Genomic DNA, 24,683 nt, shown 5'->3' on the forward strand with positions numbered 1-24,683 from the left:
CGCCCACTCCAGACCCCATGAATGCCCAAGGTGTTCACAGGGGCTGGCCAGCCATCACTAAAAGGAGTTAACCGTGGCCAGGACTATCGCAATGATGCAGCCGTACCTGTTCCCCTACCTGGGGTACTTCCAACTGATCAACCGCGCCGATGTGTTCATCCTCGGCGATGACCTGCAGTTCATCCGCGCCGGCTGGGTCAACCGCAACCGGATCCTGAGCAATGGCCAGCCGCGCCTGCTGACCTTCCCGGTCAAGAAGGATCACTTCAATCTGCCCATCATGCAGCGCCGCCTGGCCGACGACTTCGACACCGAGGCCGGACGGCTGGTCAACCTGATCGAGCAAAGTTACCGCAAGGCGCCGTACTTCGCAGAGGTCATGCCGCTGATCGAGCGGCTGATCCGCTTCCCGCAGCACAACCTGGCGCTGTACGCCGAAAACGCCCTGCGCGAGCTATGCGCCTGGCTGCGCATCACCACGCCGATCCTGCGCGGCTCGGATTTGAAACTGGCCTCATGCCACGACAAGCAGGATCGGGTCATCAACATTGCCCGCACCTTTTCGGCGACCACCTTTCTCAACCCTATCGGCGGTTTCGACCTGTACGAACGCGACCTGTTTGCCCGCAACGGCCTGCTGCTGCGTTTTTTCACCATGAACCCGGTTCGCTACCCACAGTTCGGCCAGCACTTTGTCGACAACCTGTCGATCATCGACGTGTTGATGTTCAACAGCGTCGAACAGACCCGCGCGCTGCTCGATCGCTTCACCATCAGTGAAGGCAGTGCTGCCAACGACCCCGGCCTGGGCGCCATTGTGCGACCCCTGATTCCTCAACTGGCCGTGGAGTAAGCCCATGTCGACCCCTGATCCAGCGCGCTGGTACCTGATCCAGACCAAACCGCGCCAGGAATTGCGCGCCCTGGAGCACCTGCAGCGCCAGCAATTCGAGTGCTACCAGCCACTGACCACCGGCACCGCGCGCCAGGAAGCGCTGTTTCCAGGCTACCTGTTCATTCGCATGGACCAGGTGCATGACAACTGGTACCCGATCCGCTCCACTCGTGGCGTGGCCCGCATTGTCACCTTCGGCGCCCAGCCGGTGCCGGTGCACAACGAGCTGATCGAACAGATCCGCCAGCGCCTGGCCCGACCGGCACCACACGACGTATTCGCCCACGGCGAGGCGGTGCGCATCAAAAGCGGCAGCTTCAGCGACGTCGAAGCGATCTTTCTTGCCCTGGACGGCGCTGAACGCGCGGTGATCCTGCTCAACCTGTTGCAACGCCAGCACAAGGTGGTCTTGCCCTTGAGCAGCCTGACCCGCGTGCCGGCCAGGGCTTGAGCGGCGCCTCTTATTGTCTTGAACTCGGCCTCATGAGCGGAACTTGCACCATGCCCAACCTGACCACCCTGGTGACCCTGACCTACGGTGACCGCTACACCTATTTGCACACGCTGATCAGCCGATCGCTGGAAAGCCCGCAGATCGAGCGCGTCATCGTCGTCAGCAACGCCTCCAGCGCACCGCTGCACATGCTGGTCGAGACCTGGCCCGACCGGGTCCAGGTCATTGACCTGCCCACCAACACAGGTTCTGCCAACGGCTATGCCGTCGGTATCCAGGCGGCACTGGACGCCGGTGCGCACTACCTGTGGCTGATGGACGATGACAACGCCCCGACCATCAACGCCATCGAGGCCCTGCACGACCGGCTGCAGCGTCTGCAGCCGACCTACGGTGCCGACCGGGTGGCCGTGGTGGGCTTTCGGCCGACCCACCAGGCCGACATTGCCATGGGGGTGCCGCAGCGCTTTGCCATCCAGCCGCGCTCAAGCTTTTTCGGCTTTCACATTACCCAGCTGCCTTACAAGCTATGGCGCCGCCTGCCGTGGGGCCGGCCCCGACCCGAGCATCAGTTGCCATCACTGGTGCAACTGCCTTTTGCCACCTACGGCGGCCTGCTGGCCCACCACAGCCTGTATCGACGCATTGGCCTGCCGCTGGATGCCTTGAAGCTTTACGCCGACGACACCGAATACACCTGGCGCATCACCGCCGGTGGCGGGCGGATTTTCCTGGTGCCCGAGGCCTTGCTCGATGACCTGGAGCACTCGTGGAACATCAAGGCGCGCACCAGCAATATCTATGAAAACTACCTGCTCGGCGGCTCCGACCTGCGCGCCTACTACGGCGCACGCAACCAGGCGTGGTTCGACAAGCACGTGTGGGCTGCCTCGCCGCAGGTCTATCGTTTCAACCGTTGGCTGTTCTTCTGCCTGCTGCGGGTCTTTGCGCGCCGCTGCGACGCGGGCGCACGCCTGAAACTGCTGGAAAAGGCCATCGCCGACGGTGAGTCCGGCCTGTTGGGCCTGAACCGGTCCTATCCACTATGAAACTGCTCTTCCTCAATAGCCTGTATGCCCCGGACATCGGCGGCGGTGCCGAAATCATCCTGCAACGCACCGTCGAGGGCCTGCAGGCACGTGGTCATCAGGTCGTGGTACTGGCCACTGGCGCCAAGGCCGGGTTGCATCAGGACAGCGTCAATCAGGTCAGGGTCTATCGCGCCGGCCTGCGTAACTTCTATTGGCACTTCACCCCTCAGCGGCCCGGCCGGCTGAAGCGCCTGGGCTGGCACCTGCGCGACCGCTACAACCGCAGCATGCGCCGTTATCTGAGTCAGGTCATTGCCCTGGAACAACCGGACCTGGTGGTCTGCCATAACCTCACCGGCTGGTCGGTCTCGGCCTGGGACGAGATTCGTCAGCATGAGCGACCCATCGTGCAGGTGCTGCATGACCTCTACCTGCTGTGCCCTGGCAGCACCATGTTTCGCAAGGGTCATGACTGCCAGCGCCAGTGTGGGCTGTGCGTGCAGTTGCGCAAGGGTCATGCCGAACGCTCGGCGCAGGTCGACAGCGTGGTCGGGGTCAGCCGCTTCATGCTCGAACGCTTGCAGGGCCAAGGGTACTTTCAGCATGCCCACAGCCATGTGGTGTACAACGCCAGCCCTTTTGCCCCACCGCCAACGACTTCGCAGGCCCCGCGTGCGGCCGACGCACCGCTGCGCTTTGGCTACATGGGCACGCTGTCCGAACCCAAGGGCGTGGGTTGGCTGATCGAACAGTTCTTGCGCCTGCCGTTCAAGGCCACGCTGGACATCGCCGGACGCGGGCAGTTGGCCGACGAGCAACGCTTCAAGGCCATGGCCGTCAGCGAACGCATCCGCTTCGTCGGCTACCAGAGGCCCGAGCAGTTCTATGCCGGCATCGATGTAGCCGTGGTGCCTTCGATGTGGAGCGAGCCGTTCGGCATGGTCGCCGTCGAGGCCTGTGCCCACGCCAAACCGGTGATTGCCAGCCGCATGGGCGGCCTGGTCGAGATCATCCAGGACCCGTTCAACGGCTTGCTGTGCAACCCCGACGATCCGGAATCCCTGGGCCTGGCGATGCTGCGGCTGCATCAGGACCCGACCCTGCTGGCACGCCTCGGCGCCCAGGCCCGCAGCAGCGTCGCCGCCTTGCTCGATCTGGACCTGATGCTCGACAGCTATGAACGCATATTTGCCCAGGCCCTGCGCGAGCGGCGGCTGATCCCGGTCAATCCTTCGCTCTGAGAGCTTTATGGGTCATGCCGTCGCCTTCTTCTTACAGCTCATCCTTGCAGGAAGCACACGATGATCGTTATCAATGCCCGGTTCCTTACCCAGCCTGTCACCGGCGTGCAGCGTTATGCCGAGCAAATCAGCCTGGCCCTCAAGCGCTTGCGCGACGACGTGGTGTTCGTCGCCCCGCATGACATCCACTCGCATCACATCGCAGGCGTACTGCAAGCACGTTGCATCGGCCGCCATCGGGGCCACCTGTGGGAGCAGCTCGACCTGCCCCGCTACCTGCGCCAGCAAGGCAATCCGCTGCTGGTGTCGCTGTGCAGCACCAGCCCGGTGTTCTATGCCAACCAGATCGCCACGCACCATGACATCACCTATGTGCGGTTTCCCCACACCTACTCGTGGAAGTTCCGCGTTGCCTACCGGCTCATGACTCCGATCCTGCTGTCGCGGGTCAGGACACTGCTGACACCCAGCGAGTTTTCCAAAGGTGAAATATCGCGCTTCTACAAGATCGACCCGCAGCGCATCCTGACCCTGCCCAATGCGGTGACCGAACACTTTGTGCCCAACCCCGCTGCACAGGTCGAACGCCCTTACCTGCTGGCCGTGTCCTCACCCAGCGTCCACAAGAACTTTGCCCGTATGATCCAGGCGTTCCTGAGCTTGCGCGGCCAGCCGGACCTGCAATTGCACATTGTCGGCTCCACCAATGGTCTGTTCGCCGAGCCTGACCTGCAGCGCCTGGCCAGCCGCGATCCACGCATCCGTTTTCTGGGCCGTCTCGATGACCAGGAACTGCTGGCCCAATACCAGGGCGCGACCGCATTCGTGTTTCCTTCACTGTATGAGGGTTTCGGCATTCCACCGCTCGAAGCCCAGGCCTGCGGCTGCCCGGTGCTGGCTGCCAAGGCCGCCTCGATCCCGGAGGTACTCAGGGACAGTGCGCTGTATTTCGACCCGCTGGAGGTCGGGCAAATGGCCGCCGCCATGCAGCGCGTTCTCCACGACCCGGCCTTGCGCCAGTCGCTGCGCCGCCAGGGGCTGGCCAATGCGGCGCGCTTCAGTTGGCAACGTTCGGCGCAGCGCCTGTCGCAACACATCGACAACCTGCAAGCCGCTCACGCCCGACCAGGCAAGACCGCCAATGGCTCCAACAAGTAGAGCCGTGGTTTGACAAGCCGTGTCAGCCGACAACACAACCTCTTTTAGTGATGCCCTTCACGGCTGAAGCCGTTCCTACACGCTTAGACGCCTGCTGTATGCGCCTGATGTAGCGAGATTCCATACATCAAGGAAGACCCATGAAAATCGCAATCGTCCATGACTGGCTGGTGACTTACGCTGGCGCCGAACGCGCCCTGGCCTCGCTGCTGCGCATCTGGCCCCAGGCCGACCTGTTTGCCGTGATCGACTTTCTCAGCGACAAGGACCGTGTGCAACTGGGCGGCAAGATGGCCACCACCACCTTCATCCAGCGCCTGCCCGGCGCACGCAAGCATTACCAGCGCTACCTGCCGCTGATGCCGCTGGCCATCGAACAACTGGACCTGTCCGGCTACGACCTGGTGATCAGCAGCAGCCATGCGGTGGCCAAGGGCGTGCTGACCGGCCCCGACCAGTTGCATATCAGCTATGTCTATTCGCCCATTCGCTACGCTTGGGACCTGCAGCACCAGTACTTGCGCGAATCGGGCCTGGACAAGGGCTTCAAGGGTCGGCTGGCGCGCATGGTGCTGCACTATATGCGCCTGTGGGATCAGCGCACGGCGGCCGGCGTGGACGAGTTCATTGCGGTTTCAGGTTTTATCGGCGCGCGGATCGGCAAGGCCTACCGGCGTGAATCCACGGTGATCTACCCGCCGGTGGACACCTCCAGTTTCACCGCCCAGGGCCCGCGTCAGGACTACTACTTCACCGCCTCGCGCATGGTGCCTTACAAACGCCTGCCGATGATCGTCGAAGCCTTTGCGGCCATGCCCGACAAACGCCTGGTGGTGATTGGCGACGGACCGGACATGGCCCGTGCCAAAGCCATCGCAGCGCCCAACGTCAGCCTGCTCGGCTACCAGCCGGCGGCGGTCATGCTGCAACACATGCGTGCCGCCAAGGCCTTTGTGTTCGCCGCCGAAGAAGACTTCGGCATCAGCCCGCTGGAGGCCCAGGCCTGCGGTACGCCGGTGATTGCCTATGGCAAGGGCGGCGCGCTGGAAACCATTCTGGGCCTGGACCACCCGACGCCCACCGGGGTGTTTTTCCAGCACCAGGACATTGAGTCGCTCTGCGCGGCAGTCCGTGAATTCGAAGCCGCGCAGGCGCGTATCACACCCACGGCCTGCCGGCTCAATGCCGAGCGTTTCTCGGTCAGCCGTTTCGAGCAGCAGTTCGAAGCCTTCGTCGACAGCCGCCTGGCCAACACCCGCCTGGCGGTCCAGGACGTACGCCTGCCCGTGCCCCTACCGAACGAGCTGCCGGTACGTGCCGCCCCCATCGAGTCGGCATGAGGCAAGACGGTCATGGACAACCCTGTACGCGGCATCTTGCATGCCCATCAATCGATCCTGTCAGTTGCCCATCGCCTGCTGGATTTGCTGGTCATCGTGTCGATCGGCTACTGGCAACACCAGCAAATGCCGCTGTTCGACCACACCGAAGCCTGGTTGCAGATTCTGCTGGCGGTGCTGGCGTTCCATTGGCTCAGCGAGTTTCATCAGTTGTATGGCTCCTGGCGCGGCGAGCGCATTGCCACTGAGTTGACCAAGGTGTTCACCTGGTGGGCGCTGGCCTTCGTGATCCTGCTGTCGAGCAACTACCTGCTGCTGGGCCAGCGCGACCTGCCGGCGCCCCAACAGATGACCTGGTTCGCCCTGGTGCTGACGGTGCTGTGCGGCTACCGGATTCTGATCCGCCAGGGGCTGCACGCCTTGCGCCGACGCGGCTTCAATACCCGGCGGGTGGCGATTTTCGGCACCGGCCAGGTCGGTGTGAGCCTGGCCCATTCGATCAACGATGCGCCATGGATGGGCCTCAAGCTGCTGGGCTTCTACGACTCCTGCCCGCAACAGACCGACCTGCGCAGCCGGAGGCTACGTGTCCCGGTGCTGGGCAACCTTGAACAACTGATCGAGGATGCCCGCTGTGGCCGTATCGACAAGGTGTACATCACCCAGGCCGAGCCGCAGTTGCGCGAGCTGATCACCGGCCTGAGCGACACCACCGCCTCGGTCTATCTGATTCCTGACGTGTTCACCTTCGAACTGCTGCACGCCCGCAGCGAAAGCATCAACGGCCTGCCGACCATCAGCATCTTCGATTCGCCCATGGACGGTGCCTGGGGCGTGGTCAAGCGCCTGGAAGACATCGTCCTGGCCTGCCTGATCCTGGCCGTGATCGCCGTGCCCCTGCTGATCATCGCCGTGGCGATCAAGCTCACCTCCAAGGGCCCGGTGCTGTTTCGCCAGCGTCGCTACGGCCTGGATGGCCGGCCGATCATGGTCTGGAAATTTCGCAGCATGACCGTGCAGGAAAATGGCGACGTGGTGCGCCAGGCCACCCGCAACGATGCGCGCATCACGCCGCTGGGCAGCTTCCTGCGCCGCACCTCGCTGGACGAGCTGCCGCAGTTCTTCAATGTGCTGCGCGGCGACATGTCCATCGTCGGCCCGCGCCCGCACGCCGTGGCGCACAACGAGCAATACCGCAAGCAGGTCAACGGCTACATGCTGCGCCACAAGGTCAAGCCCGGCATCACCGGCTGGGCCCAGGTCAACGGCTGGCGCGGTGAAACCGACACGCTGGACAAAATGCGCAAGCGGGTCGAATTCGACCTGCACTACATCGAGCACTGGTCGGTCTGGCTGGACCTGAAAATCATCCTGCTGACCCTGTTCAAGGGCTTTCTCAACAAGAACGCCTTTTGACGCTGCACGTCGACACCTCCCATGGCCCCCCGCGAATTCTCAGGAAGGAAACCGCCCTATGAAGCGACCTCTCGCCGCTGCAATGATCTTTGCCCTGCTCCTGCAAGGCTGTGCTTTTGCCCCCGGCCAGCACATGACCCAGGACGACATCGAAGCCCATGACCCTGACGGTCCCCAGGCCCGGCTGGTCGACATTACCCCGCAAAGCCTGCAACAGGCGCAGGATGTGGCCCTGGCCAACGGCCAGCCGCTACCGCCCGAGCTGCTCAACTACAAGACGCCTGAATACCAGGTCGGACCGGGCGATACGCTGCTGGTCACGGTGTTCGAACACCCCGAGCTCACCGCGCCAGGCTCCCAGGACCAACTCGATGCCAACACCCGTGAAGTGCAGGGCGACGGCACCTTGTACTTTCCGTACATCGGGCGCATCCAGGCGGCGGGCAAGACCGTGCGGCAGATTCGCGAACAACTGCGCATGGGCCTGGCACCGCAGTACACCGAGGTCAAGGTCGACGTCAAAGTCTTGCGCTACAACAGCCAGCGGGTATTGCTGTCGGGCTCGTTCAAGACCCCGGGTCCGCAACCGATCACCAATATCCCCTTGAGCCTGGTGCAGGCGGTCAGTACCGCCGGCGTCGACCTCACCGATGCCAACCTCGCCGGCCTGACCTTGCGCCGCGATGGACGCGACTACCTGATCGACATCGACTCGCTCAACCGCCGCGGTTCGCAACTGAGCCGCATCTACCTCAAGGACGGCGATTACCTGCACCTCAACAGCAACTCGAAAAACCGCATCTACGTGCTCGGTGAAGTGCGCACTCCGCAAGTGCTATCGTTCGGGACCACGCGCGTGACCCTGCTCGAAGCGCTGGGCAACGCCGGCGGCCTGAGCCCTGACAGCGCCGATGGTGATGCGGTGTATGTGATTCGCGGGGCCGATGCCCAGGCCAATACCGTGTCGACGGTCTACAACCTCAAGGCCAAAAAACCCACCGCCTACCTGCTGGCCGGACAGTTCGAACTCAAGGCACAGGATGTAGTGTTCGTGGGGCCAGCCAATATCACCCGCTGGAGCCGCTTCATCAGCCAGTTGCTGGGCTCGGCCAGCGTGGTACAGACCGGTGCCTCGTTCCGCAATTGACCCTCGCCACAGCCGCTCTTGCACGTTTGTCCCCTTTACCCCCTGTTGTTCCAGCAACAGCCATTCGACACCGGCCTGTTGCTGGAGCATCACCCGCAAGCTCCCACCCGCCTCGCCCCCTTGCACTGCGTGGCCTGCAGACCACCCTGCGGACTGGCACGCAAGCTGCTTTACCGTCAGACGCCTATTGCAAGGAATCTCCCCGATGTTGGTCGTTTCACTCTCTGGCAGTCCCTCTCCCACTTCCCGTTCCGGCGTGGTGCTGGCCCATGCCGGTACCTGGCTGGCGCAGCACGGTGTCGATGTGACAACGCTGCGCATTCGTGACTTCAATGCCGAGGACTTGTTGTTCGCCCGCTTCGACAGCCCGCAGGTGCAGGCGTATATCGAAGCGGTGAAGCAGGCCGATGGCTTGCTGATCGGCACGCCGGTGTACAAGGCCTCGTTCTCCGGGGCGCTCAAGACGCTGCTGGATTTGCTGCCCGAACGGGCACTGTATGGCAAGGTGGTGCTGCCGCTGGCCACCGGCGGCAGCATGGCGCACATGCTGGCGGTGGACTATGCGCTAAAGCCGGTGCTGTCGGCGCTCAAGTCCCAGGAAGTGCTGCACGGCATCTTCGCCATCGACAGCCAGATCAGCTACGGCGACGGGTCTGAAGGCGGCGTGCTCGATCAGGTTCTGACCGAGCGTTTGCATGAGGGGCTGGAGCATTTCCTGCGCAGCCTGCAGCACCGCCTGCACACCCGCCAGAAAGCCGCCGGCACCCATTTACAACTGGCGTTGTAGGAGCGCGCTTGCCCGCGACCGGCTGCGTTAGCAGTCGTAAAATAGTGGCATTTCGCAGATTTTCAGATCGTAAATGTGTGGCGTTGCATCAATTTTGCGAGCGCTGCGCACTCGGTCGCGGGCAGAGCGCGCTCCTACAGCCGCCCTTCAGCCCGTCACCCGCCGTTCACCCCATCACCAGCGGGTACAGCGACAGCACCAGCAGCAACGCCATCACGCCGTTGAAGATCCGCAGCCCGCGTGGGTCGCGCAACACGTTGCGCAGCAGGCTGCCGAACCCGGCCCAGATGCTGACGCCTGGCAGGTTGATCAAGGCGAAGACGGCGGCAATCACCAGCACATTGGTGAAGTAGCCCTGCATTGGCGTATAGGTGCTGATCGCGCCGATTGCCATGACCCAGGCCTTGGGGTTGACCCACTGGAACAGCGCGGCCGCCATGAAGCTCATGGGTTTGCCCTGAGGCTGGTCATCTTCGTTGGCCGGCCCTGAGGTGGCGATCTTCCAGGCCAGGTACAGCAGGTAGGCGCCGCCGATATAACGCAGCAGCGTATAGAGCAACGGCCAGGTCTGAAACAGGCTGCCCAGGCCAAAACCGACCGCCAGCACCAACACCATGAACCCGGTGCTGATACCCAGCATGTGCGGCAGCGTGCGACGAAAGCCGAAGTTCACGCCCGAGGCCAGCAGCATCATGTTATTGGGGCCCGGCGTGATGGAGGTCACCAGCGCAAACAGGGCAAAGGCCAGCAGCAGATCGAACGAGAGAGACATGACGACAGTCCAGGGCAGCGGTGAACAAGGCGTTCACACTAACCAGCCAGGCTGGACAAACACACGGACAGTTACACGAAAGTTGAGCCAGTACAGTTTCAGCCACATAAGCGCGCCACAGAAACTGTCAGCCCTGGCGATCCTGGCCGATCACACCGGCGTCGACGCTGACTTCGGCGCTGCGGTCGAATTCACGCACCTGCTGAATCTGCGGCTCGGCCAGCAACTGCGCCTTGCGGGCATGGTACTCGTCGAACGACAGGCCGCGACGGTTGAGGTCTTCCAGTGCCAGTTGACGGGACTCCTCGGCGCTGAAAGGGCGTTGTTCGACCGCATGATGGGTCGAGCAACCGCTGACGACGGCGACGGTGAGCAACAGGGCAAGGGCAGTAATACGGTTCATGGCGACCTCCGTGGTCGTTTCGATTCGGAATGAGCAAAGCTTAATCCCGTGCCGTCCCGGCCAAAAATCACCGCCTTTGATAGTCACTATCTGTTCATCGATACCTGCTCGATCAGCACGTCGCGCAGCGCCTGGGCGGCCACTGACAGGGGCTGCTCACCCAGGGTCATCAGGCCGATACGCCGCTCGATACGCGGGCCTACCAGCGGGATGCAGCGCGCGCCCAGTTCCTGCATCTGACCGATGCACAAGGCCGGCACCGCACTGACGCCAAGGCCATGGGCAACCATGCGTCCCACCGTTGCCAGTTGATGGCTTTCGAAGGCCACCGCCAGCCGGCCATGCAGTGGCGCAATCGACTGCTCCAGCAGCAGGCGCACTGCCGAAGGCCGCTGCAAGGCGATGAAATCCTCGCGCAGCAGTTCGCTCCAGTCGATTTCCTCGTGCCCCGCCAGCGGCGAGTCCGCCGCCACCACCGCCACGAAGCGGTCCAGCCAGAACGGCGTGAAATGCAGCAGATGCCCGGGCTCGGGCTCAAAGCCGATGCCCATTTCAACGCGGCGTTCGCGCACCATCTCCAGCACCTGCTCGTTGATCACGTCATGCACCGCGACGTTGACCCGTGGATAGCGCTGCCTGAACACCTTGAGCGCTTCCGGCAGGCGGTTGCCGGCAAACGACGGCATGGCCGCCAGCGACACCCGCCCCATTTGCAGGGTGAAGCGCTGGCGCAGCAGTTCTTCGGTGTTGTCCCAATCGGCCAGCAACTGCCGGCCCAGCGGCAGCAGTGTCTCGCCCTCCGGCGTCAGGCTCACGCTGCGGGTGGTGCGGGTCAATAACTGGCCCCCCAGCGACTCCTCGAGGTTCTTGATGGTCAGGCTCAGGGCCGGCTGGGACAGGTGCAGGCGCTCGCCGGCCTGGGCGAAACTCAGGCATTCGGCCACGGCCACGAAGGCACGCAGTTGTTTGACGTTCATTGTTTTGCTTTTCTTATCAAATCATCAGAAAAACAAAATTAACAAATCATTGCTCAAAGCAGAAGATGGCCGGCATGCAATCGCGCCACACTCCCAGACAATTACAACGACAACAAGGCGGATCATCATGGCCGGACTCGACAAACGAGTAGCAACCTATGAACAAGCCCTGGCCGGGCTTACCGATGGCATGACCGTGCTGTGCGGCGGCTTTGGCCTGTGCGGCATCCCGGAAAACCTCATTGCGCAGATCAGGCGCATGGGCACCCGCGACCTGACCGTGGTGTCCAACAACTGCGGCGTCGACGGCTTTGGCCTGGGCATCCTGCTCGAAGACCGGCAGATCCGCAAAATGATCTCTTCCTACGTGGGCGAAAACGCGCTGTTCGAACAGCAGTTGCTCAACGGCGAACTGGAAGTGGACCTCACCCCGCAAGGCACCCTGGCCGAGAAACTGCGTGCCGGCGGCGCCGGCATTCCGGCGTTCTACACCGCCACCGGCTACGGCACCCCGGTCGCCGAAGGCAAGGAAAGTCGTCAGTTCAAGGGCCGCAACTACATTCTGGAAGAGGCCATCACCGGCGACTTTGCCTTGGTCAAAGGCTGGAAGGCCGATCACTTCGGCAACGTGATCTATCGCCACACCGCGCAAAACTTCAACCCGCTGGTGGCCACCGCCGGACGCATCACCGTGGTCGAGGTCGAGGAGATCGTCGAACCCGGTGAACTCGACCCCGCACAGATTCACACCCCCGGCATCTACGTCGATCGGCTGATCCTGGGCACCTTCGAGAAACGCATCGAAAAACGTACCCTCAAGGCCTGAGCAGGAGCATTCGACCATGGCACTTTCGCGCGAACAAATGGCTCAACGGGTCGCCCGTGAACTCAAAGACGGCTACTACGTCAACCTGGGCATCGGCATTCCGACCCTGGTGGCCAACTATGTCCCCGACGGCATCGACGTGATGCTGCAATCGGAAAACGGCCTGCTGGGCATGGGTGAGTTTCCCACCGAGCAGACCCTCGACGCCGACATGATCAACGCCGGCAAACAGACCGTTACCGCCCGCACCGGCGCCTCGATCTTCAACTCCGCCGACTCCTTCGCCATGATCCGTGGTGGCCATGTCGACCTGACGGTGCTGGGCGCCTTCGAAGTGGACGTCAGCGGCAACATCGCCTCGTGGATGATCCCCGGCAAACTGATCAAGGGCATGGGCGGCGCGATGGACCTGGTGGCCGGCGCCGACAACATCATCGTCACCATGACCCACGCCTCCAAGGACGGCGAATCCAAGCTGCTGGCGCAGTGCAGCCTGCCATTGACCGGCGCCGGGTGCATCCGCCGGGTGCTCACCGACCTGGCCTGGCTGGAGATCGAGGACGGCGCCTTCATCCTGCGCGAGCGGGCACCGGGGGTCAGCATCGAAGAAATTGTCGCCAAGACCGCCGGCAAGCTGATCGTGCCGGACAATGTGATCGAAATGCAGTTCTGACTTTTTTATGCTTCAGGACCCCTGCACCGTCAGGGGTCTTTTTCGTATTGACTAAAAATAATAACGAGGTTTCTCATGTCTGCTCCCATCCAGGAAAGCCGCTCCGCCCGCTTTGCCTTGCGCTGCTCGGCCTGGGCTGAACGCTGGTTCCCCGATGCCTGGGTGTTCGCCGCCCTGGCCGTCTTGATCGTGACTCTCGCAACCCTGGCCATGGGCGCCAAGCCGGCCGCGGCTGCCAAGGCCTTTGGCGATGGCTTCTGGAGCCTGATCCCCTTCACCCTGCAAATGGCCTTCGTGGTCATCAGCGGCTATGTGGTCGCCAGCTCGCCGCCGGCGGTGCGGCTGATTGATCGCCTGGCGCGTATCCCGAAAAACGGACGCAGTGCCGTGGCCTGGGTCGCCCTGATCTCGATGGTCGCCTCGTTGCTGAACTGGGGCCTGTCGCTGGTGTTCGGCGGCCTGCTGGTGCGCGCCCTGGCACGCCGTACAGACCTGAAAATGGACTATCGCGCCGCGGGCGCTGCCGCCTACCTGGGCCTGGGCGCGGTCTGGGCGCTGGGTATTTCATCGTCGGCGGCGCAGTTGCAGGCCAACCCGGCCAGCCTGCCACCGTCGATCCTGTCGATCACCGGTGTGATACCGTTTACCGAGACCATTTTCCTCTGGCAGTCCGGGGTGATCCTGCTGGCGCTGGTGGTGATCTCGATCATCGTCGCCTACGCCACCGCTCCCGGCCCCAACAGCGCCCGTGAAGCCAAGGACTGCGGCGTGGACCCGGCCTTCAACCTGCCGCCGCTGGCCCCGCGCACGCGTCCGGGTGAATGGCTGGAATACAGCCCGATCCTGATCCTGGCGATGGTCGCGCTGGGCGTGGGCTGGCTGATCAACGAATTCAGCAGCAAGCCGGTGATCACCGCGATTTCGGGGCTCAACACCTACAACTTTTTGTTCATCATGCTGGGCGCCCTGCTGCACTGGCGCCCGCGCAGCTTCCTGGATGCGGTGGCCCGCGCCGTGCCGACCACCACCGGGGTGCTGATCCAGTTCCCGCTGTATGGCTCGATCGCCGCCTTGATGACCACGGTCAAGGGCAGTGACGCGCAAACCCTGGCGCACCACATTTCGCTGTTCTTCACCAGCATCGCGACCCACGACACCTATGCATTGCTGATGGGCGTCTACTCGGCGGTGCTGGGCTTCTTCATTCCCTCTGGTGGCGGCAAGTGGATCATCGAGGCGCCCTATGTGATGCAAGTGGCCAACGAGCTGCAGTACCACCTGGGCTGGGCGGTGCAGATCTACAACGCCGCCGAGGCCTTGCCAAACCTGATCAACCCCTTCTACATGCTGCCGCTGCTGGGCGTACTGGGCCTGAAGGCGCGTGACCTGATCGGCTTCTCGTTCGTGCAGTTGCTGGTGCATGCGCCCATCGTGCTGTTCCTGCTCTGGGCGCTGGGCACGACCCTGACCTACATCCCCCCGGTCATGCCATAAGGGGTCTTGCGACCGTGGAATGTCAGGCGTTTGACTGACATTCCACGGTCGCGCTGACGTCAGTCTGGCCACTGGCGAGCAGCGCGCCGCGCACAAAGCCGCCGGCCAGTTGGCGCTCGATGAAGTCACGCACATACGCCGCGCCGGCCTCGCGCCCGCGCGGCACCGCCATGGCCTGGCGGATTGCGGTAAAGGCGCCGTCCAGCACCCGGTAGCGCGGGTCGCTGGCCGCTGTCTGTTCCAGTGGCTGACGTACACCGGCGACCGCATCCAGGCCCTGCTCGATAAACAGCTCCATCGCCCCGGCCGAGGTCTCGGCCCGCTCCAGGCTGGCCTGTTGCAAGGTGCGGCTCAGGTACAGGTCATAGGCGGCGCCCTGCCCCACGGCCAGGCGCAACCCCGGCTGGTCCAGCTCTTCGACGCGCTGGTACGGTGCTTGGGTATTCACCAGGTAGGTGCCTTCGATCAGTACATAGGGTTCGCTGAAATCGATCAGCGCCGCCCGTACTGGTTCGATGGCCAGAAACGCCAGGTTCCAGGCGCCCTGCTCCAGCGCGGCGAACACCTTGCCGGCGGCATCAAAGGTCTGCATGTGCAGGCTCACGCCCAGCTCGAGAGCCAGCGCCTTGGCCAAGGCCACCGAAACGCCTTGCAACGTGCCGTCGGCGGCTTGTTGGGCCAGCACCGGGTTACCCAGATTGATGGCTGCACGCAGCACGCCATCGGGGGCCAGGTCAGCCAGTACGCCAGGGGTGACAGTGTTCATCGGGTGCTCCTGTGGTGTGAGGGAAAAATCCAGGTGATGACGTGCATGCAGATATACCCGGCACGGGTCAGGTTGCGTTCTTGGGCCACCGTGATGAACAGGTCCGGGCTGATCAGGTCATGACGCACCAATACAAGTCTTATCAAGACGAAACCGGCGTCAGCACAGGCTGGCCGGCAAAGAAGGCCAGCAGGTTGTCGGCCACCAGGCGCACCGAGTCATGCGAGGCCTCGGGCGACAAGCCGGCGACATGCGGGGTCAGGACCACGTTGTCGAGGCCCTTGAGGGCGTCAGGCACATTCGGCTCGTCGTCGAACACGTCCAGCGCCGCGCCGGCGATGCGCCGCCCTTGCAGGGCATCGAGCAAGGCGACGGTGTCGACCACGCTGGCGCGGGCAATGTTCACCAGATACCCCTGCGCACCCAGGGCTTCGAGCACCGAGGCGTCGACCAGGTGCCGGGTGTCGGCACCGCCTGGCGTGGCCAGCAGCAGGAAATCCGACGCTTGGGCCAGTTCGAGCACCGAGGCGTACCAGCTGTACTCGGTGTCCTGGCGCGCACGGCGGTTGTGGTAGCCAATGTGGATATCGAACGCGGCGGCACGGCGGGCAATCGCCAGGCCCACCGCGCCCAGACCGACGATGCCCAGGCGTTTACCGGCCAGCGACGGGCACATTGCCTTGCGCCACTCGCTGCGGCGCACCGAGGCATCGGCCTGCGGGATGTCGCGCACCAGCGCCAGCAGCAATGCCAGCGCATGGTCCGCCACGGTCGGGGCGTTGACGCCGGCGCCGTTGGTAACCTGGATACCGCGCGCTTCGGCCGCCGGCACATCGACTTTTTCATAGCCTGCGCCACTGACGCAGATGATGCGCAGGCCGGGCAAGGCGTCCATCTCTTCGGCAAAGAAACCCAGCGGTCCGCGGGTGACCACCGCTGTGATCTCATCGGCGTGCCGGGCAATGGCCTCGGCGCGCAGCGCGGCGGTGGGCGCGCGCAGCAAACGAAAGCCGCTGTCTTCCAGAATCGGCAGGTATGCGTTGAGGTTTTCGACCAGCACCAGCACCGTCGTTGTCATGGGAATGCGTCCACAGCCTGTTCAAAGGTGCCGACAGTAACCCGAGTCGCGGCTTTGTGCAGCCCTCCTCTGACCGATCAGCCCTGACGCTTGGCGCGATACATGGCCTGGTCGGCATGGCGGAACAGTTGCGCCAGGTCAGTGGCATCCTGCGGATAACGGGCAATGCCGATGCTGGCGCCAATGCTCCAGGGCCACCCTTCCAGTTGCATCGGCACCTGCAAGGCACTGTGGATCAATTGCGTGACACGCGCCGCGTCAGTGTCGGCCTGCATCCGCTCGAGCAACACCACAAACTCGTCGCCGCCGATACGCGCCACAGTGTCGCTGTTGCGCACACAGGCCTTGAGCCGTCGCGCCACCTCTTGCAGCAAGGCGTCGCCAGCCGCGTGGCCAAGGGTGTCGTTGACCTGCTTGAATTTGTTCAGGTCCAGGTACAGCACCGCCAGTTGATCGCCGTGGCGCTGGGCAGACTCGATCGCTTCTTGCAGGCGCTCCTGCAGCAGCATGCGATTGGCCAGCCCGGTGAGCTGGTCGTAACGGGCCATCGACTGCAAGCGTTCGTGCAACTGCTTGCGCTCGATGGCCGCCGCCACCTGACCGCACACGAACTGCAGCACCGATTGATCCTGGGCGGTGTAGGCCGGGCTCTCGCACGTGCCCTTGATCATCAAGGCACCGATGATGCCGCTTGTGGACTGCAATGGCACCGCAAGCCAGGGTGGCGCATGCGGGTCGAGACGCTCACGCAGGGCCTGCGGCCAGGCAGTGGCGTGGTCGGGAGCAAACACCAAGGACTGACCGCTGCGCATCACCTCAAGGGCCAGGGCCTGGACAGTGGCCGGGTCGGCCTCGTCGTCGACGTGGTAGGCAAACGTCACGTGATCCGGCGGCTGACCGCAAAGGACAATCGACAGGTTGCGCGCCGGCAGCAGCTCATCAAGTACTTCATGGATACGTCGGTACAGGTCCGGCAGCTCATCACAGCCATTGGCCGCCTCGGAAATCTGCAACAGGCTCAGGCGCAGGTGCTCGGCGCGCTTGAACTCAGTGATATCGCGAGCTACGGCAATGCGCAGGTGATCCACCTCCGACCAGCGGGCCGACCACATGATGTGCACCACCTGACCGTTCTTGTGCAGGTAACGGTTCTCGAAATGCAGCTTGGGCTGTCCCTGCATGATTTCCTGCGCCGCTGCCTGCGTGCGCGCCCGGTCGTCCGGGTGGACCAGACGGATCATCTGGGTGCCGATCAATTCCTGTGGGGTATAACCGAAGATCCGTTCACACGCGGCGTTGACATAGACATAGCGTCCCTCTGTGTCCACCACGCAGATCGCGTCCATGAGCATATCGACGAAACCTTCGAGGGCCCGGTGAGTGGTGTTTTCCATGAGACCTGCCTGGGAAATTGGGGACATTCATACGCTGGACTCATTGACCACACAGACTGAACTGCCAGCTAGACTGCCTGCTTGCGCGCTCAATAGTGCCTGCATTGAAGGCTTGCGGCCATTACTGCATGCCGGACACTGCTGTCAGGCGGCGGCAGGCGACAGACGGCGTGACGCCTTTTTCATCATCAGTAAGGAATCTGACCATGCAGGATGTTGTATTGCCCCGTTTCTCCACGACCAGGCAGCGGCTTGTCCAGGCCTTGATCGGCCTGGTGCTGAGCACGGGCACCGCCCTGGCCAGCGAGCCTGTCGGCAAGGCCTTGAGCGAAAAGGCCGGCATCCCGTGGCCAGCGGTCATCGCGCATCGGGGGGCCTCGTACGATGCGCCTGAAGAAACCGTGCCGGCCTATGTCCTGGCCCGCGAGCTGGGCGCCGATTACCTGGAGCTGGACTTGCAGCGCAGTCAGGACGGCGTCCTGATCGCGCTGCACGACGATAACCTGCGCCGTACCACCAATGTCGCCGAGGTGTTTCCGGCGCGTGCCGACGAGCCGGTCAACCGCTTCACCCTGGCCGAACTCAAACAGCTTGATGCCGGCAGTTGGTTCAACAAGGCTCACCCGGACCGCGCGCGTGCCGCCTTCAAAGGGCTGAAGATTCTGACCCTCGATGAGGTCATCGACATTGCCGAGGGCGGTGCCAACAAGCCCGGGCTGTACATCGAGACCAAGGCGCCCGGTCAGTTTCCGGGCATCGAGGCCGACCTGCAAAAGGCTCTGGCCAAACGCGGCTGGCTCGGCGAACGTCCGGCAGCCGCTGCCGGACACGTCAATGTCGCGCAACGACCGGGCCGGGTGGTGCTGCAGACCTTCGACAAGAACAGCCTGCAACTGCTGCACAAGGCCATGCCCCAGGTGCCCAAGGTCTTGCTGCTGTGGATCGGCCCGGGGTCGATCCCGGGCAAGTCCGAGGTGGCGTTCAAGGACTCGGGGTTCAAGGACCGGGCCAGCTACTACGCTGCCCAGGAGGTCAAATCCGAAGCCGACTTCCAGGCCTGGGTCGACTGGGCCCGGGACAACGGCGCCCTGGGCACCGGCCCCTCGTCCCGCCTGGCCGAGGGTGGCGAGCAAAGCTACATGGACCTGGTCAAGCCGTGGATGAACCGCCTGACCCACGACCGGGGCCTGATCATCCACCCCTACACGGTGGACGCTGCCGCAGACTTCAAGGCCATCAGCGCGGCCGGCGTCGACGGCTTCTTCACCAACCGCCCGGCCGAACTGCTGCGCTATTACGAGCGACCAGCCAAAGAGGACAGTGACGCGCTGCTCAAGCGCCACGGTTACTGAGGGCATCACAGCCTGTTTCTGGTGTAAGCTCGCAGGCTGTTGCGCAAACCCCATGAGAGGCTTATGCAGTCCCCCTTCAGACGCTCGACCCTGGCCGCGCTGCGCGGTTTTGCCTTGTCAGAACAGGCAATCACCCTGATTCCCAGCGCCGCCGATTACCGTCGGTGCCTGCTGGAACAGATTGCCTCGGCCACCCGGCGCATCTACATCATCGCCCTGTACCTGCAACAGGACGAAGCCGGGCAGGAAATCCTCGACGCGTTGTACGCGGCCAAACAGGCGCGTCCGCACCTGGACATCCGCGTGCTGGTCGACTGGTTCCGGGCCCAGCGCGGGCTGATCGGCGCCGGCCGCCAGCCGGGCAACAGCGCCTGGTACCAGGCCCAGCATCTGGAATACGAGCAGGAAGTGCCGGTCTACGGCGTGCCTGTGCAGACCCGCGAGCTGTTCGGCGTGCTGCACCTCAAGGGCAGCGTGATCGACGACAACGTGCTATACACCGGCGCCAGCATCAACAATGTCTACCTGCACAAGCAGGACAAGTACCGTCTGGACCGCTATCACCTGATCCACAGTGCCGCACTGGCCGACAGTTTTGTCGACCTGGTACAGCGCGAGATCATTGCGTCACCGGCGGTGCACCGTCTCGACCTGCCACAACCCCCGACCTCGCGCAGCCTGCGAGGCGAGATCCGGGCGTTTCGTGGCCAGCTCAAGCGCGCCGCCTACGACACCTCGACCGGCATCACTGACAATGGCGAGCTGCGCATCACGCCACTGCTGGGGGTCGGGCCACGCAATGCCCTGAACCGTACGATCTGCGACCTGATCGCCAGCAGTGAAAGCCAGTTGACGATCTGCACCCCGTATTTCAACCTGCCGGTGGCCGTGACGCGGGAAATCAATCGGGCGCTCAAGCGTGGGGTCAAGGTCGACATCATCATTGGCGACAAGACCGCCAACGACTTCTTCATCCCGCCCCAGGAACCGTTCAAGGTCATCTCGGCCCTGCCCTACCTGTACGAGATCAGCCTGCGCCGCTTCACCCGCAAGCATCAGGCAGCGATCGCCCGCCAGCGCCTGAACGTGCACCTGTGGAAAGACGGCGACAACACCTTTCACCTCAAGGGCATCTGGATTGACGAGCGCTACACGCTGCTGACCGGCAACAACCTCAACCCGCGGGCCTTCAACCTGGACCTGGAAAACGCCCTGTTGATCGATGACCCGCAAGGTCAATGGCGCCAGCCACGGGCCGAGGAAGTTGCCCACCTGATGCAGCACACCCGGCGCGTCGGCCATTTCGAAGAGCTGCAGACCCTGGCCGACTACCCCGAAGGCGTGCACAAATTCCTGCGCAGGGTCAGCCGGGTCCGTATCGAGCGCTTGCTCTACCGGATTCTCTGATCAGTCGACCAGTTGCGCGGCCCGCAAGGCCTGCATGGCTTGCAGCCAGCGCGGGTGCTGGCGGTACTCGCTGGCGGCATGGGCCTGGCCGTGCATGCGCGCCAGGCGCGGCGACGGCGTGACGTTCAGGCGTTGCGCCGCACTCAAGGCCAGTTCGGCGGCGGCGCGGTCATTGCACACCAGCCCCATGTCGCAACCGGCGCTCAATGCCGCCTCGATACGGCTGGCGGCATCGCCGACCACATGGGCGCCGGCCATCGACAGGTCGTCACTGAAGATCACCCCGTCAAACTGCAGCTCGCCGCGCAGGATGTCTTGCAGCCAGCGCCGGGAAAAGCCGGCCGGTTGAGCGTCGACCTGCGGGTAGATGACATGGGCTGGCATCACGGCAGCCAGTTGCCGGCTCAGGCGGGCGAAAGGCACCAGGTCCTGGGCGCGCAGACTGTCCAGGCTGCGCTCGTCGGTGGGGATGGCCACATGCGAGTCGGCCTCGGCCCAGCCATGACCCGGAAAGTGCTTGCCGGTGGCGGCCATGCCGGCCTCGTTCATGCCCTGGATAAAGGCGCCGGCCAGTTGTGCTGCGCGTTCCGGGTCGCCCTCGAAGGCACGGGTGCCGACCACGGCACTGCGCTGGTGGTCCAGGTCCAGCACCGGCGCGAAACTAAGGTCCAGCCCCACCGCCAGCACCTCGGCGGCCATCAGCCAGCCACAATGACGGGCCAGCGTCTGCGCCTCGGGACGCTCGGCAATCGAGCGCATGGCCGGCAGGCGGGTGAACCCTTGGCGCAGACGCTGCACGCGCCCGCCTTCCTGGTCGACAGCCAGCAGCAGGTCGGGACGAATGGCACGAATCGCGGCACACAGCTCGCGCACCTGGCGCGGGTGTTCGATATTGCGTGCAAAGATAATCAGGCCACCCACTTGCGGGTGGCGCAGGAAACTGCGGTCTTCAGCTGTCAGCCAGAGGCCTTCGACATCGACCATCAAGGAGCCTTGCAGGCCAGAACTCATAGGAAACCTTCACACCATTGCCTTGGATCAGGGCCGCATGGTGCTTGATCCGGCCGCCTGGTGCAATGCAGGCGCTCAGGCTTTGGCAATGCCTGCCGTGCCGTTGGGTACACCGGCGGTCTTGGTGCGCGGGCGTGGCTGGGCGGTAATCATCGTCGCGTCGGTCAACCCGCTGTCGGCGCGCATGCCGGCGGCCAGGAACGGCACCATCAGGCGCATGACCTGCTCGATCGAGGTGTGCACGCCGAAATCGTTTTCGGCAATTGCCCGCAGTGCCTTGATACCGGACATGCTGAAGGCGGCTGCCCCGAGCATGAAGTGCACGCGCCAGAACAGTTCGATGGGCGGTATGGACGGCGCAGCCTCATTGACCAGCACCATGTAACGACGAAACACCTTGCCATAGGTGTCTTCCATGTAACGGCGCAGGTGACCCTGGCTCTGGCTGAAGGCCAGGCCCAGCAGGCGCATGAAGATCGACAGGTCGTTGCCACTGCGCGGCTGCACCGCCATGGCTTGTTCGACGAGAATGCCCAGCAGCTCTTCGAGGTCAGGCTGGTGTTCGGGACGGGTCTGGCGGCGCTCCAGCTCACGGTCCAGGCTGGCGCAGAACGGCCCGAGAAACCGTGAGAACACCGCCTGGATCAGGGCTTTCTTGGAGCCAAAATGATAATTCACGGCCGCCAGGTTGACCGAGGCCTTGCTGGTAATCAGCCGCAGCGAAGTCTCGGCGAACCCTCGCTCGGCGAATAACTGCTCGGCAGCATCAAGAATACGTTCAACGGTTTCCGACTGGGCCATGACTCTCTGCCTGACAAAACAATCGTTTGAAACATACGTTTCAGGCAGGCAGGTTGTCAAGTCAGCGGTTCATTTTGTGGCCGAACAGTCACGTATTCAAGCCGGTCTGACAAGCGCATTCAGCTGCTCTATATAGACGTCCGTCTGGCGAAAAAATAAACAGGGCGATTGCCAAGACGCCTTCACTGTATATAATCCCAGTCACTGTACAAAAATCCAGAGCGCCCATCATGATCAAACTGACGCCACGCCAGGCCGAAATCCTGGGCTTCATCAAGCAGTGTCTCGAAGACAATGGCTACCCGCCCACCCGTGCCGAGATTGCCCAGAAGCTGGGCTTCAAGTCACCCAATGCCGCTGAAGAACACCTCAAGGCCCTGGCCCGCAAAGGTGCCATCGAGATGACCCCCGGTGCTTCGCGGGGTATTCGCATCCCGGGCTTCGAAGCGCGTGCCGACGACAGCAGCCTGCCGGTCATCGGCCGCGTCGCTGCCGGCGCACCGATCCTCGCCCAGCAGCACATCGAGGAGTCGTGCAACATCAACCCGGCCTTCTTCCACCCCAGCGCCAACTACCTGCTGCGTGTGCATGGCATGAGCATGAAGAACGTCGGCATTCTCGACGGCGACCTGCTGGCCGTCCACACCACGCGTGAAGCCCGTAACGGCCAGATCGTCGTTGCCCGTATCGGCGATGAAGTAACGGTCAAACGCTTCAAGCGCGAAGGCAACAAGGTCTGGCTGATTGCCGAGAATCCCGATTTCGCCCCGATCGAAATCGACCTCAAGGAGCAGGAGCTGGTCATCGAAGGGTTGAGCGTTGGCGTGATTCGTCGCTAAGGGAGAACACTATGCAGTTCCATTCGGTACCCAATACCCAACTCCACCTGTTCGAGGCATTCCTGGCCCAGCCCATGCCTGTGTCCATGGATGTGCCTTTGGCCGCGACCTTGCAGCCAGTGCTACAAGAGCCCGCTCCGGACGTATTCAGTGAAGTGTCGTTGCGTGGTGCCGCCGGGAACTGCCTGAGCCTGCTGGCGCCCATGCTGAGAGAGTTGAGCCTGGGGCCGAACGCACGCTGGCTGACCCTGGTCGCGCCGCCGCCAAGCCTGACCCAGAACTGGCTGCGTGAGGCAGGCCTGAATCGGGAGCGGATCCTGCTGCTACAGCCCAGCGGCAATCAGAACGCCCTGCAACTGGCTCGCGAAGTCCTGCGCCTGGGCCGCAGCCACACGGTGGTGAGCTGGTTCAATCCCCTCAGCCCTGCAGCACGCCAGCAATTGACGGCTGCCGCACGCATCGGCGATGCGCAAAGCCTGAACATCCGCCTGGGCTGATTTCAGGAAAGTCGACGGGGCTCAATGCAGCACACGAGGCCCGTCTTCTTCCTTCTCCGTCACGCCTTCTGCCAGACGCCCGGCCATCTGCACGCCTACGCTCAACATGGCCTTGGCGACTTCTACATGCTGACCCTGCAGGAAGACCTTGGCGTCCTCGGAGAAATTCAGCGTCACCAGCGAGCCCTCGTCATCAGCACGACGCAGCTCGATACGACCGTCAGGAAGTTCGACAATTTCAAGAAAAGAAGTAGGCATCAGTACAAATACTCCGCGAAAGGCGGACAGTGTAACAGTCCGCACGGTCGCATACATCACAGGTTTCAGAACTCGTTCAGGCCTTCGCGAAAGCGTACCGCCAGTGCTTTGAGCGATTGCCGCCAGCTTTCAAGCTCTTCACGGTCCAGCTCCGGCTCAGGCTCGCGGTCCAGGTTCACCGCCACGATCATCGGCTGGGTGACATCCCCCTTGGGCTTGACGACTTCACGCGGTGGCTCGAACAACGCGCCATAGGCGGCCAGCAACCGGGCCACCCAAGTGTGCGAGTTCTGCGCCAGCTCGATCAACTCGCCCAGCTCCGGAATGGCCACACTCTCGATGACCTGCGGGGTCAGCAACTGCTCGGCACGTGGCGCATTGGCTTGCGGCAAGCGGTAATAACCGGCGATTTCATGGCACAGGCCCAGCAGGGCACCGTACAGATGAAACAACACCGCTTCACGACTTGCCTGAACCTGCGCCTGGGCGTTGATGGCCTGGCCCTGCTCGGCCTTGCCCAACGCTTCCAGGGCCAGGCCTGCGAAGTAGATCTTCTGGTTGGTACGGGTATAACGCTCTTGAGCCATGCGGCTAACTCCCCTGAGTCACAAATGGAACGGGCGTAGGCCGGAGGCCAGGCACCCTTGCCGGGACTACCCGGCAAGG

26 protein-coding genes are annotated in these 24,683 nt (G+C 63.2%); 16 read left to right on the forward strand and 10 right to left on the reverse strand.

The window, feature by feature from the left end:
* The first annotated feature begins 73 nt into the window (after nucleotides 1-73).
* The 9 genes from DGA31_RS15010 (at nucleotide 74) to ssuE (ending at nucleotide 9,469) form a co-directional block, all read left to right on the forward strand.
* A complete protein-coding gene (locus DGA31_RS15010; protein ID WP_109513087.1) occupies nucleotides 74-853 on the forward strand; it encodes a WbqC family protein in 780 nt (259 codons plus the stop codon).
* A 4-nt stretch (nucleotides 854-857) separates the two neighbouring features.
* Nucleotides 858-1,346 carry a transcription/translation regulatory transformer protein RfaH gene (rfaH, locus tag DGA31_RS15015; protein WP_109513088.1) on the forward strand — a complete coding sequence of 163 codons (489 nt, stop codon included), beginning with the start codon at nucleotides 858-860 and terminating at the stop codon, nucleotides 1,344-1,346.
* A gap of 50 nt (nucleotides 1,347-1,396) precedes the next feature.
* Nucleotides 1,397-2,398: a glycosyltransferase gene (locus DGA31_RS15020; protein WP_109513089.1), complete on the forward strand. Its 1,002-nt coding sequence runs from the start codon at nucleotides 1,397-1,399 to the stop codon at nucleotides 2,396-2,398.
* Nucleotides 2,395-3,621 carry a glycosyltransferase family 4 protein gene (locus DGA31_RS15025; protein WP_109513090.1) on the forward strand — a complete coding sequence of 409 codons (1,227 nt, stop codon included), beginning with the start codon at nucleotides 2,395-2,397 and terminating at the stop codon, nucleotides 3,619-3,621. The genes DGA31_RS15020 and DGA31_RS15025 overlap by 4 nt, the downstream gene beginning before the upstream one ends.
* Before the next feature lie 60 nt (nucleotides 3,622-3,681).
* Nucleotides 3,682-4,779, forward strand: a complete 1,098-nt coding sequence (locus DGA31_RS15030; RefSeq protein WP_109513091.1) for a glycosyltransferase family 4 protein — start codon at nucleotides 3,682-3,684, stop codon at nucleotides 4,777-4,779.
* A 140-nt stretch (nucleotides 4,780-4,919) separates the two neighbouring features.
* On the forward strand, nucleotides 4,920-6,119 hold the full coding sequence (locus DGA31_RS15035; RefSeq protein WP_109513092.1) for a glycosyltransferase family 4 protein: 1,200 nt from the start codon (nucleotides 4,920-4,922) through the stop codon (nucleotides 6,117-6,119).
* 12 nt (nucleotides 6,120-6,131) lie between these two features.
* The gene (locus DGA31_RS15040) at nucleotides 6,132-7,535 is read left to right on the forward strand and encodes an undecaprenyl-phosphate glucose phosphotransferase (protein ID WP_109513093.1); all 1,404 of its coding nucleotides are present in this window, start codon (nucleotides 6,132-6,134) and stop codon (nucleotides 7,533-7,535) included.
* A 58-nt stretch (nucleotides 7,536-7,593) separates the two neighbouring features.
* Nucleotides 7,594-8,682, forward strand: coding sequence for a polysaccharide biosynthesis/export family protein (locus DGA31_RS15045; protein WP_109513094.1), 1,089 nt, complete (start codon nucleotides 7,594-7,596; stop codon nucleotides 8,680-8,682).
* A gap of 205 nt (nucleotides 8,683-8,887) precedes the next feature.
* A complete protein-coding gene (ssuE, locus tag DGA31_RS15050) occupies nucleotides 8,888-9,469 on the forward strand; it encodes an NADPH-dependent FMN reductase (protein ID WP_109513095.1) in 582 nt (193 codons plus the stop codon).
* Nucleotides 9,470-9,635: 166 nt separating this feature from the next.
* Here the strand turns inward: ssuE and DGA31_RS15055 are convergent, their stop codons facing one another.
* The 3 genes from DGA31_RS15055 to DGA31_RS15065 form a co-directional block, all read right to left on the reverse strand.
* Complete coding sequence (locus tag DGA31_RS15055; protein WP_109513096.1) at nucleotides 9,636-10,241, reverse strand: LysE family translocator; 606 nt, start codon at nucleotides 10,239-10,241, stop codon at nucleotides 9,636-9,638.
* Nucleotides 10,242-10,368: 127 nt separating this feature from the next.
* Nucleotides 10,369-10,644 (reverse strand): hypothetical protein, encoded by a 276-nt coding sequence (locus DGA31_RS15060; RefSeq protein WP_056838996.1) that lies wholly within the window; start codon nucleotides 10,642-10,644, stop codon nucleotides 10,369-10,371.
* 86 nt (nucleotides 10,645-10,730) lie between these two features.
* Nucleotides 10,731-11,621 carry a LysR family transcriptional regulator gene (locus tag DGA31_RS15065; RefSeq protein ID WP_056838994.1) on the reverse strand — a complete coding sequence of 297 codons (891 nt, stop codon included), beginning with the start codon at nucleotides 11,619-11,621 and terminating at the stop codon, nucleotides 10,731-10,733.
* 127 nt (nucleotides 11,622-11,748) lie between these two features.
* Between DGA31_RS15065 and DGA31_RS15070 the strand changes: the two genes are divergently transcribed.
* The 3 genes from DGA31_RS15070 to DGA31_RS15080 all read left to right on the forward strand — a co-directional run bounded on the left by DGA31_RS15070 (nucleotide 11,749) and on the right by DGA31_RS15080 (nucleotide 14,614).
* Entirely contained in the window at nucleotides 11,749-12,447 is a 699-nt protein-coding gene (locus tag DGA31_RS15070; protein ID WP_109513097.1) for a CoA transferase subunit A, read from the forward strand.
* A 16-nt stretch (nucleotides 12,448-12,463) separates the two neighbouring features.
* Nucleotides 12,464-13,120, forward strand: coding sequence for a CoA transferase subunit B (locus tag DGA31_RS15075; protein WP_056838990.1), 657 nt, complete (start codon nucleotides 12,464-12,466; stop codon nucleotides 13,118-13,120).
* Nucleotides 13,121-13,195: 75 nt separating this feature from the next.
* Nucleotides 13,196-14,614 (forward strand): short-chain fatty acid transporter, encoded by a 1,419-nt coding sequence (locus DGA31_RS15080; protein WP_056838988.1) that lies wholly within the window; start codon nucleotides 13,196-13,198, stop codon nucleotides 14,612-14,614.
* Nucleotides 14,615-14,636: 22 nt separating this feature from the next.
* Here DGA31_RS15080 and DGA31_RS15085 read toward each other — a convergent pair whose 3' ends face one another.
* The 3 genes from DGA31_RS15085 to DGA31_RS15095 form a co-directional block, all read right to left on the reverse strand.
* On the reverse strand, nucleotides 14,637-15,380 hold the full coding sequence (locus tag DGA31_RS15085) for a transporter substrate-binding domain-containing protein (RefSeq protein ID WP_109513098.1): 744 nt from the start codon (nucleotides 15,378-15,380) through the stop codon (nucleotides 14,637-14,639).
* Between the two features lie 142 nt (nucleotides 15,381-15,522).
* A complete protein-coding gene (locus DGA31_RS15090) occupies nucleotides 15,523-16,458 on the reverse strand; it encodes a 2-hydroxyacid dehydrogenase (protein WP_109513099.1) in 936 nt (311 codons plus the stop codon).
* Nucleotides 16,459-16,535: 77 nt separating this feature from the next.
* Nucleotides 16,536-17,852: a GGDEF domain-containing protein gene (locus tag DGA31_RS15095; protein WP_109513100.1), complete on the reverse strand. Its 1,317-nt coding sequence runs from the start codon at nucleotides 17,850-17,852 to the stop codon at nucleotides 16,536-16,538.
* A 206-nt stretch (nucleotides 17,853-18,058) separates the two neighbouring features.
* Between DGA31_RS15095 and DGA31_RS15100 the strand changes: the two genes are divergently transcribed.
* Entirely contained in the window at nucleotides 18,059-19,204 is a 1,146-nt protein-coding gene (locus DGA31_RS15100) for a glycerophosphodiester phosphodiesterase (RefSeq protein WP_109513101.1), read from the forward strand.
* Between the two features lie 63 nt (nucleotides 19,205-19,267).
* The gene (gene pssA, locus DGA31_RS15105) at nucleotides 19,268-20,611 is read left to right on the forward strand and encodes a CDP-diacylglycerol--serine O-phosphatidyltransferase (RefSeq protein WP_109513102.1); all 1,344 of its coding nucleotides are present in this window, start codon (nucleotides 19,268-19,270) and stop codon (nucleotides 20,609-20,611) included.
* Here pssA and nagZ read toward each other — a convergent pair whose 3' ends face one another.
* Together nagZ and DGA31_RS15115 are read right to left on the reverse strand one after the other, a co-directional pair.
* A complete protein-coding gene (nagZ, locus tag DGA31_RS15110; protein WP_193551511.1) occupies nucleotides 20,612-21,610 on the reverse strand; it encodes a beta-N-acetylhexosaminidase in 999 nt (332 codons plus the stop codon).
* An 87-nt stretch (nucleotides 21,611-21,697) separates the two neighbouring features.
* A complete protein-coding gene (locus tag DGA31_RS15115) occupies nucleotides 21,698-22,423 on the reverse strand; it encodes a TetR/AcrR family transcriptional regulator (protein ID WP_109513104.1) in 726 nt (241 codons plus the stop codon).
* 230 nt (nucleotides 22,424-22,653) lie between these two features.
* Between DGA31_RS15115 and lexA the strand changes: the two genes are divergently transcribed.
* Nucleotides 22,654-23,262 carry a transcriptional repressor LexA gene (gene lexA / locus DGA31_RS15120; protein WP_056838972.1) on the forward strand — a complete coding sequence of 203 codons (609 nt, stop codon included), beginning with the start codon at nucleotides 22,654-22,656 and terminating at the stop codon, nucleotides 23,260-23,262.
* Between the two features lie 11 nt (nucleotides 23,263-23,273).
* Nucleotides 23,274-23,759 (forward strand): SOS-induced cell division inhibitor SulA, encoded by a 486-nt coding sequence (gene sulA, locus DGA31_RS15125; protein WP_109513105.1) that lies wholly within the window; start codon nucleotides 23,274-23,276, stop codon nucleotides 23,757-23,759.
* A 21-nt stretch (nucleotides 23,760-23,780) separates the two neighbouring features.
* Here the strand turns inward: sulA and DGA31_RS15130 are convergent, their stop codons facing one another.
* Together DGA31_RS15130 and DGA31_RS15135 are read right to left on the reverse strand one after the other, a co-directional pair.
* Nucleotides 23,781-24,017 carry a hypothetical protein gene (locus DGA31_RS15130; protein ID WP_056838968.1) on the reverse strand — a complete coding sequence of 79 codons (237 nt, stop codon included), beginning with the start codon at nucleotides 24,015-24,017 and terminating at the stop codon, nucleotides 23,781-23,783.
* Between the two features lie 65 nt (nucleotides 24,018-24,082).
* On the reverse strand, nucleotides 24,083-24,604 hold the full coding sequence (locus tag DGA31_RS15135) for a DUF6586 family protein (RefSeq protein WP_109513106.1): 522 nt from the start codon (nucleotides 24,602-24,604) through the stop codon (nucleotides 24,083-24,085).
* Nucleotides 24,605-24,683: the final 79 nt, after the last annotated feature.

This window comes from Pseudomonas ovata, assembly GCF_003131185.1.
GTDB classification, from domain to species: Bacteria; Pseudomonadota; Gammaproteobacteria; order Pseudomonadales; family Pseudomonadaceae; genus Aquipseudomonas; species Aquipseudomonas ovata.